The sequence below is a fragment of the Janthinobacterium saanense genome, from assembly GCF_014200675.1.
Classification (GTDB): Bacteria; Pseudomonadota; Gammaproteobacteria; order Burkholderiales; family Burkholderiaceae_D; genus Janthinobacterium.
Map to the genome: position 1 here is coordinate 70,055 of NZ_JACHCI010000011.1, position 15,936 is coordinate 85,990.

19 protein-coding genes are annotated in these 15,936 nt (G+C 62.2%); 17 read left to right on the top strand and 2 right to left on the bottom strand.

From position 1 onward, the window contains the following. Positions 1 to 2 precede the first annotated feature (2 nt). The 4 genes from HDE72_RS15845 to HDE72_RS15860 are packed head-to-tail and all read left to right on the top strand — an operon-like array spanning position 3 to position 2,635. On the top strand, positions 3 to 329 hold the full coding sequence (locus tag HDE72_RS15845; RefSeq protein WP_183742604.1) for a flagellar protein FliT: 327 nt from the start codon (positions 3 to 5) through the stop codon (positions 327 to 329). Positions 330 to 346: 17 nt separating this feature from the next. Continuing rightward, positions 347 to 1,516 (top strand): flagellar hook-length control protein FliK, encoded by a 1,170-nt coding sequence (fliK, locus tag HDE72_RS15850; RefSeq protein ID WP_183742606.1) that lies wholly within the window; start codon positions 347 to 349, stop codon positions 1,514 to 1,516. Further along, positions 1,509 to 1,847, top strand: coding sequence for an EscU/YscU/HrcU family type III secretion system export apparatus switch protein (locus tag HDE72_RS15855; RefSeq protein WP_183742608.1), 339 nt, complete (start codon positions 1,509 to 1,511; stop codon positions 1,845 to 1,847). Before fliK ends, HDE72_RS15855 begins: the two co-directional genes overlap by 8 nt. A gap of 26 nt (positions 1,848 to 1,873) precedes the next feature. Next, on the top strand, positions 1,874 to 2,635 hold the full coding sequence (locus HDE72_RS15860; protein ID WP_183742610.1) for a flagellar brake protein: 762 nt from the start codon (positions 1,874 to 1,876) through the stop codon (positions 2,633 to 2,635). Here HDE72_RS15860 and fliE read toward each other — a convergent pair whose 3' ends face one another. After that, positions 2,636 to 2,977 (bottom strand): flagellar hook-basal body complex protein FliE, encoded by a 342-nt coding sequence (gene fliE / locus HDE72_RS15865; RefSeq protein ID WP_183742612.1) that lies wholly within the window; start codon positions 2,975 to 2,977, stop codon positions 2,636 to 2,638. It lies immediately after the preceding gene. A gap of 286 nt (positions 2,978 to 3,263) precedes the next feature. Between fliE and fliF the strand changes: the two genes are divergently transcribed. From fliF to fliR, 13 genes are all read left to right on the top strand, one after another. Beyond that, entirely contained in the window at positions 3,264 to 4,979 is a 1,716-nt protein-coding gene (gene fliF / locus HDE72_RS15870; protein WP_183742614.1) for a flagellar basal-body MS-ring/collar protein FliF, read from the top strand. Then, positions 4,972 to 5,970 (top strand): flagellar motor switch protein FliG, encoded by a 999-nt coding sequence (gene fliG, locus HDE72_RS15875; protein ID WP_183742616.1) that lies wholly within the window; start codon positions 4,972 to 4,974, stop codon positions 5,968 to 5,970. Before fliF ends, fliG begins: the two co-directional genes overlap by 8 nt. A 43-nt stretch (positions 5,971 to 6,013) precedes the next feature. Next, positions 6,014 to 6,712 carry a flagellar assembly protein FliH gene (locus HDE72_RS15880; RefSeq protein WP_183742846.1) on the top strand — a complete coding sequence of 233 codons (699 nt, stop codon included), beginning with the start codon at positions 6,014 to 6,016 and terminating at the stop codon, positions 6,710 to 6,712. A gap of 92 nt (positions 6,713 to 6,804) precedes the next feature. Then, a complete protein-coding gene (gene fliI, locus HDE72_RS15885) occupies positions 6,805 to 8,121 on the top strand; it encodes a flagellar protein export ATPase FliI (RefSeq protein WP_260176751.1) in 1,317 nt (438 codons plus the stop codon). A gap of 32 nt (positions 8,122 to 8,153) precedes the next feature. Beyond that, the gene (fliJ, locus tag HDE72_RS15890; RefSeq protein ID WP_183742620.1) at positions 8,154 to 8,594 is read left to right on the top strand and encodes a flagellar export protein FliJ; all 441 of its coding nucleotides are present in this window, start codon (positions 8,154 to 8,156) and stop codon (positions 8,592 to 8,594) included. A 40-nt stretch (positions 8,595 to 8,634) separates the two neighbouring features. Further along, entirely contained in the window at positions 8,635 to 9,957 is a 1,323-nt protein-coding gene (locus HDE72_RS15895; RefSeq protein WP_260176732.1) for a flagellar hook-length control protein FliK, read from the top strand. 186 nt (positions 9,958 to 10,143) lie between these two features. Then, entirely contained in the window at positions 10,144 to 10,650 is a 507-nt protein-coding gene (fliL, locus tag HDE72_RS15900) for a flagellar basal body-associated protein FliL (RefSeq protein WP_183742622.1), read from the top strand. Positions 10,651 to 10,656: 6 nt separating this feature from the next. Then, positions 10,657 to 11,637 (top strand): flagellar motor switch protein FliM, encoded by a 981-nt coding sequence (fliM, locus tag HDE72_RS15905; RefSeq protein WP_152248580.1) that lies wholly within the window; start codon positions 10,657 to 10,659, stop codon positions 11,635 to 11,637. Between the two features lie 29 nt (positions 11,638 to 11,666). Next, positions 11,667 to 12,101 carry a flagellar motor switch protein FliN gene (gene fliN, locus HDE72_RS15910; RefSeq protein WP_183675686.1) on the top strand — a complete coding sequence of 145 codons (435 nt, stop codon included), beginning with the start codon at positions 11,667 to 11,669 and terminating at the stop codon, positions 12,099 to 12,101. Continuing rightward, positions 12,098 to 12,697 carry a flagellar biosynthetic protein FliO gene (gene fliO, locus HDE72_RS15915; RefSeq protein WP_183742624.1) on the top strand — a complete coding sequence of 200 codons (600 nt, stop codon included), beginning with the start codon at positions 12,098 to 12,100 and terminating at the stop codon, positions 12,695 to 12,697. The genes fliN and fliO overlap by 4 nt, the downstream gene beginning before the upstream one ends. A 40-nt stretch (positions 12,698 to 12,737) precedes the next feature. After that, on the top strand, positions 12,738 to 13,469 hold the full coding sequence (fliP, locus tag HDE72_RS15920) for a flagellar type III secretion system pore protein FliP (RefSeq protein WP_409254972.1): 732 nt from the start codon (positions 12,738 to 12,740) through the stop codon (positions 13,467 to 13,469). A 10-nt stretch (positions 13,470 to 13,479) separates the two neighbouring features. After that, positions 13,480 to 13,749 (top strand): flagellar biosynthesis protein FliQ, encoded by a 270-nt coding sequence (fliQ, locus tag HDE72_RS15925; RefSeq protein WP_183742628.1) that lies wholly within the window; start codon positions 13,480 to 13,482, stop codon positions 13,747 to 13,749. Positions 13,750 to 13,770: 21 nt separating this feature from the next. Beyond that, positions 13,771 to 14,625: a flagellar biosynthetic protein FliR gene (gene fliR / locus HDE72_RS15930; RefSeq protein WP_183742630.1), complete on the top strand. Its 855-nt coding sequence runs from the start codon at positions 13,771 to 13,773 to the stop codon at positions 14,623 to 14,625. A 43-nt stretch (positions 14,626 to 14,668) separates the two neighbouring features. Here the strand turns inward: fliR and HDE72_RS15935 are convergent, their stop codons facing one another. Further along, positions 14,669 to 15,913 (bottom strand): MFS transporter, encoded by a 1,245-nt coding sequence (locus tag HDE72_RS15935; RefSeq protein WP_183742632.1) that lies wholly within the window; start codon positions 15,911 to 15,913, stop codon positions 14,669 to 14,671. Between the last annotated feature and the right edge of the window lie 23 nt (positions 15,914 to 15,936).

Consider the following 15,936-nt stretch of genomic DNA (forward strand, 5'->3'; position numbering starts at 1 on the left):
CCATGATGACGAATCAAGAAGTGTTGAACACCTACGAAGCCATGCAAACCCTGACAGGCCAGATGGTGGCCGCCGCCGGCAACGCCGACTGGGACCAACTGGAAGTGCTGGAACAGCGCGTCACCGCGCACGTGGCGGCGCTGAAGGCGAATGAAGAACAGGTGGTGCTGGAAAGCACAGGCCGCCAGCGTAAGGTGGCCATGATCAAGCAGATGCTGGAAGACGACCGCAAGATCCGCGATCTGACCATGCCCTGGATGGCGCAACTGTCTAAGCTGATCAATAGCACCGGCACGGAACGACGCCTGGCCAACGCCTACGGCGTTTAAAGACGGGCGGGGGCGGCATGTTGCCGAAGATGGATGCCATCGGCATGACGCCCTTGACCCCGGTCAAGGCCACGCGGCCTGCCGATACGGTGGCCGATCCGCGCCAGGCGGATTTCCAGCGTTCCTTGCAGGGGCTGGTCGGCAAATCGATGCAGGGCCAGGTGCTGGCGCGGCTCACCGACGGCAGCTTTCTGGTACGCGTGGCCGGTACGCCAGCGCGCATGCAGCTGCCCGCCGGCGCGCAGCCGGGCACGGAAATTCCCCTCACCTTGCTCGGCATCAATCCCCGCCCCTCCTTCCAGGCCGGCGCCGGCCGCGACACCGGCCCTTTGCTCACCTATGCGGAAGCGGAGGGCGAACCCGAATCGGCCGTGGCCACCGGCGCCCAGGCCGGCGCACGCACGGCCAGCACGGCCGCCACCCTGCTCAGCCGCGCGCCCCTGACGCCAGCCAATCTACTGCCCACTTTAGGCGGCGACACGCCCGCACCTGAACTGAGCACCACGGCGCGCGCCATCACCAGCGTGCTGCGCCAGGCCGAAAGCGCGCCCGGCACGCCTTTGGCCCTGCTCGGCAAGACGCCCCTGATGAACGGCCAGGGCCAGGCCAACCCGGCGCAACTGGCGCAAAACCTGCGCGACGCCGTAAGCAGCAGCGGCCTGTTTTATGAATCGCATGTGGCCGAATGGGCCGAAGGCAAGCGCCCGCTGGCCTCGCTGCTGCTGGAACCGCAAATGCAGAAAGCCTTGCAGGGCGAGGTGGCCAGGAGCGGCACCGACCTGGCCTCGGCCCAACTGATCAATTTGCAGCTGCATACGCATGAGCAATCACGCGTGCAATGGCAGGGCGAAGCGTGGCCGGGCCAGCAAATGCAGTGGGATGTCACCAAAGATGCGCCCGAAGGCGGCGCACAGGGTAGCGGGGACGATGAAGAGGCCGCCACCTGGCGCAGCGGCGTGCGTTTCCAGTTTCCCTTGCTGGGCGACATCAGCGCGCAAGTCGTGCTGCATGGCGGCAAGGTGCACATCCAGATGCAGGCCGGCAGCGCCGATAGCGCAGAGACCTTGCGCCGCCACGCGGCGCAGCTGGAAGCGTCGCTCGATGCGGCTGGCTGGCCCTTGTCTGCGCTCAATATCGGCATCAAGCCGGCAAATGACGATGGCAGCAGCGGGAGCGGCGATGCTTGATGACACCAAGCGCAAGGTGCCGCAAACCGCCGTCGCCCTGGCGTACCAGAGCGGCACGCCAGCGCCCAAGGTCGTGGCCAAGGGTAGCGGCCTGATCGCCGAGAAAATCATCAGCACGGCGCGCGAGCATGGCGTGTTCGTGCATGAATCCAAGGAATTGGTGGCTTTGTTGATGGATGTCGACCTGGACCGCCAGATCCCGCCTGGCCTGTATCGGGCGATTGCGGAACTGCTGGCCTGGTTATATCATATCGAATCGGCAAATGGCGGGCCAGATGGCGGACCCATCCCTCCTGCGCCCGATACCAGCCACCTTAGCACCGATAGATAGACTCCTAGACAGATAGACAGGCATCAATGCAAGCTCATATTATGGATTCCGGCCTTGAAAACTGGCATGACTTTGAAGTGGAATCGCGGCGGGAAATCATCGCCCTGTTGCGCAGCATAGGCGAAAAGAACCAGCTGATCCGCATGCTGATCCATGGCGAATCCGATGTCTGCGTCACGTCCATCCTGGAAGTCGATGCAGAGCGCAATACCGTCATTCTCGACCGTTCCGTGAATGCCGACCAGAACCGGCGCATGGTGGCCGCTACCGGCATCTCGTTTGAAACCACGCTCGACAAGATACGCATCCTGTTTTCCAGCGAACTGGTGCAAGAGTGCCAGCATGAGGGCAGGCAAGCTTTGAAGATCGCCGTGCCGGAAACCCTGATCCGTTTGCAGCGGCGCGAGTATTACCGCATGAACACACCCGTCAGCAATCCCGTGCGCGTCTCGATTCCCCTGCCGGCTGAACTGGGCGGCTTGGACACCCTGTTCCCGCTGGCCGACATCAGCTGCGGCGGCATTGCCATGATGGACAATAAATTGATGCTGGGCGAAACCATCGGCAAGAATTATCCGGGCTGCCGCATCGACTTGCCCGACGTCGGCATCGTCACGACCACCCTGCAGATACGCAATTCGCTGGACATGACACTGCTCAACAACAAACTGAACCGCCGCCTGGGCTGCCAGTTCATCGACTTGCCGCGCAGCATGCTGGCGCACGTGCAGCGCTACATCACGCGCCTGGAGCGCGAGCGCAACGCGCGATTGGCAGGGCTGAGTTAATCAGACCTGCATATTCATGATTTCGTGATACGCCGACACTAATTTATTGCGCACCTGCACTGACGCCTGGAACTCGATGCTGGACTTTTGCATCGATACCATCACATCGGACAGGCTGACGCTGTCGTCGCCCATGGTAAAGCGCTTGCCCAGCTCTGCCGATGCCGTTTGCGAGGCGCTCACGGAATCGAGCGCGCCCTTCAGGGCATCGGCAAAATTGACCTTGCCCGCCGGCATTTCCGTCTGGATCATCGGCACTTTGGCGTCCGGCCGCGTGGCCGCCGACTTCAGTTGCGCGATCATCGCCTCGATCTTGCTGCTATCGATACCGCCTGTTTTCACTTTGCCCCCCGCTTGATGTCTATTACCGTCTGATTGTGCGTGTTGCTTCCAAAGAACAAAACTCTGGCCAGCAAGGCAACGCCGGGTACAATGACTTACACCACGTGTTGCCAGGGTTACACAATACCAGCGTCAAGGCCAGTCGCTCGGCCGAGCAGGCGGCGAAAGCGCCTTCTGTTTGGGCAATTGAAGCGCGTGACAGTGGCGGATAATCCTGACTATCGCTCCCTCTTCATCCGAGGCGGCAATCCACCCACCAGCAAATACCAGCGCCCGGAAACCCATCATGGCTGTAGCGGAAGACATCGAATTGAATCAACCACCACCGGCGCCGGCGCCCGCCCGCTCGCCCGTGGAATCCGTACAAGCCTTCGCCAAGACGCCGATGGGCAAGAATTTCCTGCGCGGCCTGGGCGTGGCGGCCCTGGTCGCCATCGGCGCGGCCCTGTATATGTGGAACCAGCCGCCTGAATACAAAGTGCTGTTTTCCAATTTTACAGACCGCGACGGCGGCGCCATCACCGCTTCGCTGGACCAGCTGGGCATCAAGCACAAGTTTTCCGAAGGCGGCGGCGCCATCCTGGTGCCATCGGCCCAAGTCCACGATGCGCGCCTGAAACTGGCGGCGCAAGGCTTGCCCAAGGGCGGCAACGTGGGTTTTGAATTGATGGAAAACCAGAAACTGGGCGTGTCGCAGTTCCTGGAACAGGTCAATTTCCAGCGCGCACTGGAAGGCGAACTGGCCAAGACGATCGAAGCGGTATCGGCCGTCGATACGGCGCGGGTCCACCTGGCCCTGCCCAAGCCGCAGGTTTTCGTGCGCGACCAGCAAAAACCGACCGCGTCGGTATTCCTCAACCTGCACCCCGGCCGTGGCCTGGACCAGTTGCAAGTGAGCGCCATCGTGCACCTGGTGGCGTCCAGCGTGCCTGAATTACTGCCAGTCAATGTGACGGTGGTGGACCAGGCCGGCAATCTGCTGTCGAACCAGGACAAGGACCGCGACCGCGCCAATGGCGTCAAGAACCTGGACCCGAACCAGCTGAAATATGTGCAGCAATTGCAGCAAAGCGTGATCAAGCAAGTCGAATCGATCTTGCTGCCCATCGTAGGCGAAGGCAATGTGCGCGCCGAAGCGACGGCGGATGTGGATTTCTCGCAAAGCGAACAGGCCGCTGAAACCTACAAGCCGAACTCGCCGCCGGAAGCGTCGACCATCCGCAGCCAGCAAACCAGCGAATCGACGGGCGCCGGCAATGCCAATCCATCGGGCGTGCCCGGTGCGCTGTCGAACCAGCCGCCTGGCGTTGCCACAGCGCCATTGACGGCCGAAGCGCCAGGCGCGGCCGCTGGCACGCCAGCGGCGCCCACGCAAAAGGAATCGACCACCAATTATGAAGTCGACAAGACCGTGCGCTATGAACAGAAATCGATGGGCGGCTTGCGCCGGCTGTCGGTGGCCGTGGTCGTCAACTACCGCCGCAGCTTCGACAAGGATGGCAAGGTCACGGTGACGCCGATTTCGCCAGCCGAAATGGTGCAGATCAACAACCTCGTCAAAGAGGCCATGGGTTACAACAAGGAACGCGGCGACAGCTTCAGCGTGGCCAATTCGCCATTTGACGGCATCGAGCGCGCGCCCGAAGGCAAGCTGGAGTGGTGGCGCGATCCGGCTAACTTGCCGCTGGCCAAGGAATTGGCGAAGTTCCTGATCACCGCCCTGATCTTGCTGTATCTTTTCATCAAGATCGTGCGGCCTATGCTGCGCCCTGTGATGCGCAAGATCGACGATTTCGGCGCCCCGCCGCCGGTGGTCGAACCGGCGCTGGCCAAGCCCGGCGAAGAAAACGAGATCCTGCTCAGCGAAGCAGAGCTGGAAGAACTGGAAGAAGATACGGCCCGCGGCTACCGCGAAAACCTGGCGATGGCCAGGAAACTGGCGCAGGAAGATCCACGGGTCGTGGCCAACGTGATCAAAGCATGGGTAGGTAATAATGACTGAATCAACGGGACTGCAAAAAGCGGCCATCCTGATGCTGGCCCTGGGCGAGAGCGAAGCGGCCGAGGTAATGAAATTTCTGGGCCCGCGCGAAGTGCTCAAACTGGGCGCGGCCATGGCCACCATGAAGGCTATCGCCCACGAACAGGTGGTCGAGGTGCTCGACGACTTCCGTTCGCAGACCGAACTCAATTCCACCGTCGGCCTCGATTCGGACGAATATATCCGCCAGGTGCTGACCAAGGCGCTGGGCGACGACAAGGCTTCCGTGCTGCTGTCGCGCATCCTGGGCGGCAAGGATGCGTCCGGCATCGAATCGCTGAAATGGATGGATTCGCAATCGGTATCCGAGCTGATCCGCAACGAACACCCGCAAATCATCGCCACCATTTTGGTCCATCTGGAGCGCGACCAGGCTTGCGAAATCCTCGGCCACTTCACTGACCGCTTGCGCAATGACGTGGTGCTGCGCATCGCCACCCTGGACGGGGTACAGCCAGCGGCCTTGCGCGAATTGAATGACGTGCTGACGAAATTGCTGTCGGGCAATGAAAACATCAAGAAATCGTCGCTGGGCGGCGTGCGCGCGGCGGCCGAGATTCTCAACTTCATGAGCGGCGAGCAAGAAGGTTCGGTAATGGACAACATCAAGAACTACGACAACGACATGGCGCAAAAGATCATGGACGAAATGTTCGTGTTCGACAACCTGATCGATATCGACGACCGCGGCATCCAGCTACTGCTGCGCGAAGTGCAGTCGGAAATGCTGATCATCGCCCTGAAAGGCGCGTCGCAAGAGCTGCGCGACAAGATTTTCAAGAATATGTCGCAGCGGGCCGGCGAAATGATGCGCGAAGACCTGGAGTCGAAAGGCCCTGTGCGCCTGTCGGAAGTGGAGTCGCAGCAGAAACAGATACTGCAAATCGTGCGCCGCCTGGCGGACGAAGGGCAGATAGTACTGGGTGGAAAAGGCGAGGATTCGTTTGTCTAACTTTATTCCCAAAGAGCAACAAACAGCGTACCAGCGCTGGGAGATGACGTCGTTCGGCGACGATCGTCCCAGCGTGGTGGCCGCGCGCAAGCTGCTCGAACCAGATCCGGTAGAAATCGACGCCTACGCCGAGCTGCAGGCAGAAGAACAGGCCGAAGCATTGGTCGCCCCCACCCAGGAAGAAATAGACGCCATCCGCGAACAGGCGCGGACCAGCGCTTTCGAGGAAGGCCGCGCCGCCGGTTATGCCGAGGGCCATGCGGCCGGGCATGCCGATGGCCATGCGCAAGCGTATGCGGAAGGCAAGCAAGCCTCGGCGGTGGAACTGGCGCATTTGCAAACCATCGCTGTCGAGTTCGGCAGCGCCGTCGGCAATGCCGACGAATTGATCGCCAACGATGTGATGGAACTGGCCTTGCAACTGGCCAAGGGCATGCTGAAAACCGCCCTGCCCGTGCGCCCTGAACTGATGTTGCCGCTGGTGCGCGAAGCCATCGAATATTTACCCGTCTTGCAACAACCTGCCCTCTTGATGCTCAATCCTGACGATGCGCAAGTCGTGCGCGACGGCATCGGCGATGAAATCGACAAGGGCGGCTGGCGCATCATCGAAGACCCGACGGTTGAACGCGGCGGCTGCAAGATCGATACGGCCAGCAACCAGATCGATGCGCAGACGTCCACCCGCTGGCAGCGCCTGACGCATGCGCTGGGCAAAGACCTGGACTGGCTGGCGCCGTGAGCGAGCAGGCGCCCACCTCCGCCAGCAAGCATGCGGCGCACTGGCGCGCCTACCTGCACGACTGCGCGGCCGTAGTCGGCTTCGTGGAACCCATGCAAGTTTCGGGCAGGGTCACGCGCGTGGCCGGCCTGGTGATGGAAGCGGTGGGTTTGCGCCTGGCCGTGGGCGCCGCCTGTACCGTGCCGCTGCCCAACGGCGGCCGGGTCGAGGCGGAAGTGGTCGGTTTCGAAGGCGAGCGCCTGTTTTTGATGCCGCAAAGCGACGTCGAAGGCATCGTGCCCGGCACGCGTGTGTTTTCCGTCGAACCGGCGATTCCCCGCCCCGGCAGCGTGGCGCACCCGCGCCGCCGCCCCAGCGACCGCGCGCGCCACTTGCCGGTCGGGCCGCAACTGCTGGGCCGCGTGCTCGATGGCGCGGGCCGCCCGCTAGACCAGCTGGGGCCGCTGCACACGGTCGATAGCGCTCCCATCAATGTGCGCCCCGCCAATCCGCTGGGCCGCGCACCCATCGTCGATACCCTGGACGTGGGCGTGCGCTCGATCAACGCCATGCTGACCGTGGGCCGTGGCCAGCGCATGGGCTTGTTTGCCGGTTCCGGTGTCGGTAAAAGCGTGCTGCTGGGCATGATGGCCCGCTACACGGAGGCGGACGTGATCGTGGTCGGCCTGATCGGCGAACGGGGCCGCGAAGTAAAAGAATTCATCGAGCAAATCCTGGGGCCGGAAGGCCTGGCCCGCTCGGTGGTGGTGGCCGCGCCGGCCGATACGCCGCCGCTGATGCGCTTGCAAGGCGCGGCGTACGCGACGGCGATAGCCGAATATTTCCGCGACCAGGGCCAGAACGTGCTGCTGATCATGGATTCGCTGACCCGCTACGCCATGGCCCAGCGTGAAATCGCGCTGGCCATCGGCGAGCCGCCTGCCACCAAGGGTTATCCACCATCCGTGTTTGCCAAGCTGCCCGTGCTGGTGGAGCGGGCCGGCAATGGCGAAGAAGGCGGCGGCTCCATCACCGCTTTTTATACCGTGCTGACCGAGGGTGACGACCAGCAAGATCCGATCGCCGACTCGGCACGGGCGATTCTGGATGGCCATATCGTGCTCAACCGTCGCCTGGCCGAGGCCGGCCACTACCCCGCTATCGATATAGAACAATCGATCTCGCGCGCGGCCCACTCGATCACCACGCCTGAACACCAGCAGCGGGCGCGGCGTCTGAAGCAATTGTATTCGCGCTACGAGCGCAGCCGCGACCTGATCAGCGTGGGCGCCTACAGTGCCGGCACCGACCCGGTACTGGACCAGGCCATCGCCCTGCACGAAAGAATTGAAGCCTTTTTGCAACAGCAAATTACCGAGCGTGTCAGCATGGACGAGAGCTTGGGGCAACTTACCGCTCTATTCGAGTGATCAAGCGGAGCATGCCGGGAATATAATTCATCATGGCCTCTCCCTCCCAATTAGCGACCCTGATCGACCTTGCCCAGCGCGAGACAGACGATTGCGCCAAGCGCCTGGGCGCAGCCCTGAAAGCGCTCGACGATTGCAAGGAAAAGCTGGAGATGCTGTCCGGCTACCGCGATGACTATGCGCAACGTTTTGAGGCCAGCATGGCGAATGGCATCACGCCCATGGCCTACCGCAACTTCCAGGCCTTCATGCATAAGCTCGACAGCGCCATCCTGGGCCAGCAGCAAGTCGTCAACCACGCGCAGGCGCGCAGCGAGGCGGAAAAAGTGCGCTGGCAAGACGCCGAACGCAAGCGCATGTCCTACACCACGCTGGACAAGCGGGCCCAGGAACAGGCGCTGAAGCTGGAAAGCAAGCGCGACCAGAAGGCAATGGATGAGCACGCCGCCAGACAAGCCTACTATAAACGCTAAAAACAGACGCTCATCACCGCTCAAGCATTAAGGCAAGATCATGCAAACCCAGCCGACACCGATTTCACAGATAGTATCGCCCAACGCCACGCCTGGCCCGGCCAACCGCAGCTTGCCGCCGGCCGCCGATGGCGATTTCCAGCGCGCCCTGGATAGGCAGATAGAACAACGCCAGCTGAACAGCAATGCGGCGCAGGCACAGGCTGCAGCGCCGGCGCCCCGCAACCTCCCGCCACAGCAGGCACCGCAGCCACCGCAGGCAGCGCAGCCGCAACAGGCTCAGCAGAGTCAAACGCCGCAGCCGGCCGGCAAGGCGCCGGCAGCCGATGCCGCACCGGCAGAGCAAGCGGCACAGCCGGCGACAGAGGCAGCAACGCAGACCAAGGACGGCGCCGAGACAGAGACAGTCGCAGCGAGCGTCGCGACGCCTGCACTGCCGCCTGAAGATCCCGCCGCCGCCATGCTGGCCCTGGTGGGCAGCATCAAGCTGGCCATGCAGCAACCGGCAGCGGCCAGCAAAACCGTCGCCGATACGCCGGGCAGCGCCTTGACGGGCAAAAGTGAGGGCAAAGCGGTCACGGCGGCGCAATTGCTCGCCAGCGGCAAGGTAGCGGTCGATGCAGGGCGAGGCGTCAGCAAGGGTGCGGCCCCGGCCGGCGACTTTGCCGACAGCCTGGAGCAGGCGCAAGGCAAGGCTGCCGCCGCGCTGCAAGGTAGCAGCGTACAGGCAGGAAAAGCCGATGCCGGCAAGCTGGCTATCGATCTGCAAGTGGCGGCCACGGCTAAAAACGCCGCCCCGCTGGCCGAACCGCTGCTGAAGGAAGCGCCCACCGATATCGGCAAACTGGCGGCGCAGCTGCAGCCAGCCGCGCTGCAACAGGCGGCCGCCGCAGCCGCCGTGCCGGCCGACAAGCTGGCAGGACGGGTGGGCACGCCCGCCTGGGACCAGCAACTGGGACAGAAAGTCGTCTGGATGGCGGCCGGCGGCGACCAGAGCGCTACATTGACCCTGAATCCACCGGACCTGGGCCCGCTGAAAGTGGTGTTGACCGTCACCAACGACCAGGCCAACGCCGCCTTCATGTCGGCCCAGCCCGAAGTACGCCAGGCGCTGGAAGCGGCCATGCCCCGCTTGCGCGAAATGATGAGCGAAGCAGGGATTGCGTTTGGCAACGCCACCGTTTCGGCCGGCACGCAGGAACAGCAGAACCAGGGCAACCGTGACATGGCCTCCGATGGCCGCCGTGGCGGCCATGGCAATGGCAGCTCGGACAGCAAGGTGACGGGCGGCGAAATCGCGATTGCCGCAGCCACTGGCAGCCGGGGCCGCGCCTCCTTGAGCGCCGTCGATACCTTTGCCTGAGCTAAAACCGCCAGCCGCTGGCCGCTGGCGGACCCTGGTTTCGAATTTTTCATGCAGAAACATCGAGTTGAGCGCGCTTAGGCCCTCTTTTCAACGCATCCTTCTGCGCAGAATTTGCCGATAATGACATAATGGCGTCGTGATCCACTTCCATGCACTCGAGTACCATTGAAAGCAAATCCAAAAATGAAAGCAGATCCGAAAGCAGATGCAAGCCTGGCACCGGCTGGCGCGTCAAAAAAGAAGCTTCTGATCATCGTGCTGGCCTCGGTACTGCTGGCCGGCGGCATAGGTGGCGGTGCGGCCTGGTATTTCCTGCATGGCAAGGCTGACAAGGAAGATGGCGCACCGGCCAAGAAAAAAGTGTCCAAGGCCGGCCCGCCCGTTTTCGTGCCCATCGATTCATTTACCGTGAACTTGCAGCCGGAAAATGGCGAGCAATACCTGCAGATCGCTTTTACGCTGCAAGTGCCTAATCCGGAAGAGATGGATAACATCAAGCTGAACATGCCCAAGGTGCGCAGCCGCTTGCTGTTGCTGCTGTCGGGCAAAAAAGCCTCGGAACTCAATACCGTGGAAGGCAAGCAGCAACTGGCGGCAGAAATCATTGCCCAAGTGAACCAGCCCTTCGTGGACAAAGGGCCAGAGCAAGAAGTATCAGACGTCTTATTCACCGCATTCATCATTCAATAAGCAGCCATGGCCGATAATTTCCTCTCCCAGGAAGAAGTCGATGCCCTACTCAAGGGCGTCAACGGAGACCAGGACGACGCGCAGGCGCCGGAAGACGTCACGGGAGTTCGTACCTACAACCTGGCAACCCAGGAGCGCATCGTGCGCGGCCGGATGCCTACGCTGGAGATTATCAACGAGCGTTTCGCACGGCTATTGCGCGTGGGCCTGTTCAACTTCCTGCGCCGTAGCGCCGAAGTGTCGGTCGGTTCCGTGCGGGTATCGAAATACAGCGAATTCATCCGCAACCTGGTGGTGCCCACCAATTTGAACCTGGTGCACATGAAGCCGCTGCGCGGCACGGCCCTGATGGTGTTCGATCCGGGCCTGGTGTTCTTGCTGGTCGACAATCTGTTCGGCGGCGATGGCCGTTTCCACACGCGCGTCGAGGGACGCGACTTTACGCAAACCGAGCAGCGCATCATCTTGCGCATCCTCGACATCGTGTTCGAAGCCTATACCAAGTCGTGGGAGCCGGTCTTCCCCGTCGAGTTCGAATATATTCGTTCTGAAATGAACACGCAGTTCGCCAACATCGCCACGCCGAACGAGGTGGTGGTGGCCTCGACCTTCACGGTGGAGCTGGGCTCGGTGTCGGGCCAGATCCACTTCTGCATGCCATATTCGATGATCGAGCCTATCCGCGATTCGCTCACCTCGAGCCTGCAGGGCGAGGCGCTGGAAGTGGACAAGCGCTGGATCCGCTTGATGACGCAGCAGATCCAGATCGCCGAAGTGGAACTGGTGGCGTCATTGGGCACGGCGCGCGTCTCGTTCGACGAAATCCTGAACATGAAGGTGGGCGACATCATTCCGCTCAATATCCCCGAACTGATCGCCGCTACCGTCGACGGCGTGCCCGTGATGGATTGCACTTACGGGGTATTGAACGGACAATATGCATTGAAGGTCGAGAAATTGCTCGCCAATGCCGATAACATCAAATAAGCAGCAGACGTAAAAAACAGGAGAGTGACATGTCCGACAACCAAGACGATCAAAGCCTAGACGACGACTGGGGCGCGGCCATTGCCGAGCAAGCCAAGGCGGAAGCCGAAGCCTTGCAAAATCAGGCCGCCAATACCGCCAGCGCGGCCAGCGCCGCCGTATTCAAGGACTTTTCCAAGCAAGCCTCGAAGTCCGAGACGCATAACGATATCGATTTCATCCTCGATATTCCGGTGCAACTGACCGTGGAACTGGGCCGCACCAAGATCGCCATCAAGAACTTGCTGCAACTGGCACAAGGTTCCGTGGTGGAACTCGACGGCCTGGCCGGCGAACCGATGGACGTGCTGGTCAACGGCTGCCTGATCGCCCAGGGCGAAGTGGTGGTGGTGAACGACAAGTTCGGCATCCGCCTGACCGACATCATCACGCCGTCCGAACGCATCCGAAAACTGAATAAATGAAGCCTGGCCTGTTGATTTCTACCGTGCTGCTGCCGCTGGCGGCCGCATGTTCCATCGCCCATGCTGCGCCTGCCCCTGCTCCTGCGGCCACGCCGGCAGCTGCCGAAACTGCCGCCGCCTCGATCAGCGCCAGCGCCCCTGAAGCCGCCGCTGCGACAGCGCCTGAAGCGAGCACACCAGTTGTTGCAGCAGCGCCCCTGCCCGCCATGCCGGCCGGCCCGCCGATGACGCTGGCGGCGCCCGCCAGTTCGGCCGGCAGCTTGCTGCAAACCATCTTCGCCCTGATCTTCGTGCTGGCCCTGCTGATGGGCCTGGCCTGGTTCATGAAACGCTACGGCGCCAAAGCCATGGGCAGCAATGCCAAGATGCGCGTCGTCAGTTCGCTCAGCCTGGGCGGACGCGAGCGCGTGGTGCTGATCGAAGTGGCCGACCAGTGGATCGTCGTCGGCGCTTCGCCAGGGCGCGTCAATGCGCTGGCTACCCTGCCCCGCCAGGAAGGCGATTTGCCCCAGCTGGCAGCCGCACAAAATGGCCCGGCCGCAGCCAGTTTTTCCGAATGGCTGAAGCAGACCATCGAAAAGCGCAATGGGAAATAAGCAGACGATGGCCTCGAACACCGTACAAAAACGTCATTGGATGATGTGGCTGCTGGCAGGCGCTGCCTTGGCCTTGCCGCTGTGGGCGCTGGCCGAACCGGGCATCCCGGCGTTCAGCAGCACGCCGGCGCCGGGCGGCGGCCAGAATTATTCGCTGCCGGTGCAGACGCTCATCCTGATGACGTCGCTCACCTTTTTACCGGCCGCCCTGCTGATGATGACCTGCTTTACGCGCATCATCATCGTGCTGTCCCTGCTGCGCCAGGCCATCGGCACGCAATCGGCGCCGCCCAACCAGGTGATGGTGGGCCTGGCCCTGTTCCTCACCCTGTTCGTGATGGGCCCCGTGTTCGACAAGATTTATACGGACGCTTATTTGCCCTACCAGGAAAACAAGATCAGCATGCAGACGGCGCTCGACAAGGGCGTCGATCCGCTGAAAACCTTTATGCTCAAGCAGACGCGCCAGACTGACTTGGCGCTGTTCGCCAAGATGTCGCGCTCGCCCGCCCTGCAAGGCCCGGAAGACGTGCCGCTGCGCATACTGGTGCCTGCCTTTGTAACCAGCGAATTGAAGACGGCGTTCCAGATCGGCTTTGCGATTTTCATACCCTTTTTGATTATCGACATGGTGGTAGCCAGCGTGCTGATGTCGATGGGCATGATGATGATGTCGCCGGCGACCATTTCGCTGCCGTTCAAGCTGATGCTGTTCGTGCTGGTCGATGGCTGGCAGCTGCTGCTGGGTTCCCTGTCGCAAAGTTTTTACTAGGGGACATGAAATGACACCCGAAAGCGTCATGACGATGGGCCGCCAGGCCATGGAAATCACCCTGATGGTGGCCGCGCCCATGCTGCTGGTGGCCCTGATTATCGGTTTGCTGGTGAGTATTTTCCAGGCGGCCACGCAGATCAACGAAGCGACCCTGTCCTTCATCCCCAAGCTGGTCGGCATCTTCATCGCCATGATCGTGGCAGGTCCGTGGATGCTGTCCGTGCTGGTCGACTACATGCGCCAGATACTGTCCGGCATCCCCAGTCTGGTGGGCTAGCTTGCCGCAACAGCCGCCAGCATGTTGACCTTATCGAGCATCGAACTCAATACCTGGATCGCAGCACTGCTGTGGCCGCTTAGCCGCATCCTCGGCTTGCTGGCGGCCGCCCCGCTGTTTGGCAACGCGGCCGTGCCCATCACCGTGAAAGTCTCGCTGGGCGCGCTGCTGGCCATGATCATCGCCCCCACCGTGCCCGCCCTGCCCGCCACCGACCCGATGTCGCTGGCAGGTTTATTGATACTCACGCAGGAAATGCTGGTGGGCCTGGCGATGGGCTTTACCGTCCGCATCGTGTTTTCCTCCATCGAAATGGCGGGCGAGATCAGCAGCCTGACGATGGGCCTGGGCTTTGCTTCCTTCTTCGATCCGCAAACCAAGGGCCGCTCGTCGGCCATCAGCCAGTTTCTGGTGATGCTGGCCACCCTGATGTTTTTGACCATCAACGGCCACCTGGTCTTGCTGGCGGCGCTGGCCGAAAGCTTCGTCAGCCTGCCGATTTCCGCCTCGCCCATCAGCGGCGGCGGTTTCCAGCAATTGGCACTCTGGGGCGGAGAAATCTTCCGCACCGGCTTGCAGATCGCCTTGCCCGTGGTCGCCGCCCTGCTGCTGACCAACGTGGCGCTGGGCATCCTGACGCGCGCCGCGCCGCAGCTCAATATCTTCGGTATCGGTTTCCCCGTGACACTGGGCGTCGGCTTGCTGGTAATCGGCATGGTGCTGCCGTATCTGTCCACGCCATTCCAGAACATGTTTATGCGCGGCATAGAAACGGTAAGGCTGCTGCCGCGCAGCTTCGCCACCCGCGAGCGCCCGCCACCGCCCTTGCCACCCAATCCGCTGCGCCCGGCTCCGCCGAAGCCAGCCACGCCCTGAGTCGTTGAGCCAGGATTAAAACCTGCCAACGCATGGCGCAGCGCTAGCTGCCTGAGCGCCAGCGCCGCACATCGACATGCAGCTGCCATTGCTGGTATTTCACCAGATAGCGCAGCCCCACCAGGGCCGCCGCCACGCCAGAGACGGCAGCGATGCCCAACGCCCAGCGGGGACCGAAGGTGTCGGCCACCCAGCCCACGATGGGGGCGCCGAGCGGCGTGCCACCGGCCATGATCGCCAGCAATATCGCCATCACCCGGCCCCGCATGGCGGGCGTGGTGGACAATTGCACGCTGCTGTTGACGCTGGTGGTGAAAGTTTGCGCGGCAATGCCAACCGGCACCAGCAACAAACCGAACAGCCAGTAATTGGGCATCAGGGCGGCCAGCGCACAGCCCACGCCGAACAGGGCGGCGGCGCCCAGCAGCAGCGGCATGCGCGGCTGCGCGCGGCCAGCCGCCATCAAGGCGCCTGCCACCGAACCGCAAGCCATGATGGAACTGAGCAAGCCATACTGGCCCGGCCCTGCATGGAAGGCGGTGACCGACATGGTCGACAGGAAGATGGGGAAATTCAAGCCGAAGGTGCCGATCAGGAACAGCATCAGCAAGATGGCCATCAGGTCCGGCCGCTGGCGTACATAACGGAAACCTTCGCCCAGGCTGGCCCTGGTCGCGGCGATGCGGGGTGCGCGGCGCAGCAATTGCACGCGCAGCAGCAACAGTGAAGCGATCACGGCGGCGAACGAGGCCGCATTGATGATGAAGACCCAGCCGCTGCCCACGCTGCTGATCAGCAAACCTGCCACGGCCGGGCCCAGCATGCGCGCCGCATTGAAGGAGGTGGAATTGAGCGCCACCGCATTCGTCAGATCTTCTTCTCCGACAATTTCAGAGACAAAGGTCTGGCGCACGGGCGAATCGAAGGCTGTCACGCAGCCCAGCAGGAAAGCAAACACATACACTTGCCACAGTTGCACGGCGCCGCTGATGCACAGCAGGCCCAATCCCAGCGCCAACAAGCCCATGGCCGCCTGCGTGCACAGCAGCAGCTTGCGCCGGTCCAGCAAGTCGGCCGCCATGCCCGTCAAGGGCAACAGCAATAATTGCGGGCCGAACTGCAAGGCCATGACGATGCCGACGGCGCTGGCGTTGTGGTGCGTCAGTTCGCTCAGCACCAGCCAATCTTGCGCCGTGCGCTGCATCCAGGTGCCGACATTGGACACCAGGGCGCCACCGGCCCAGATACGGTAATTGGGATTGCTTAGCGAACGGAAAGTATTGCGCATCTGCCTGGGGGGACTCCTTGCCG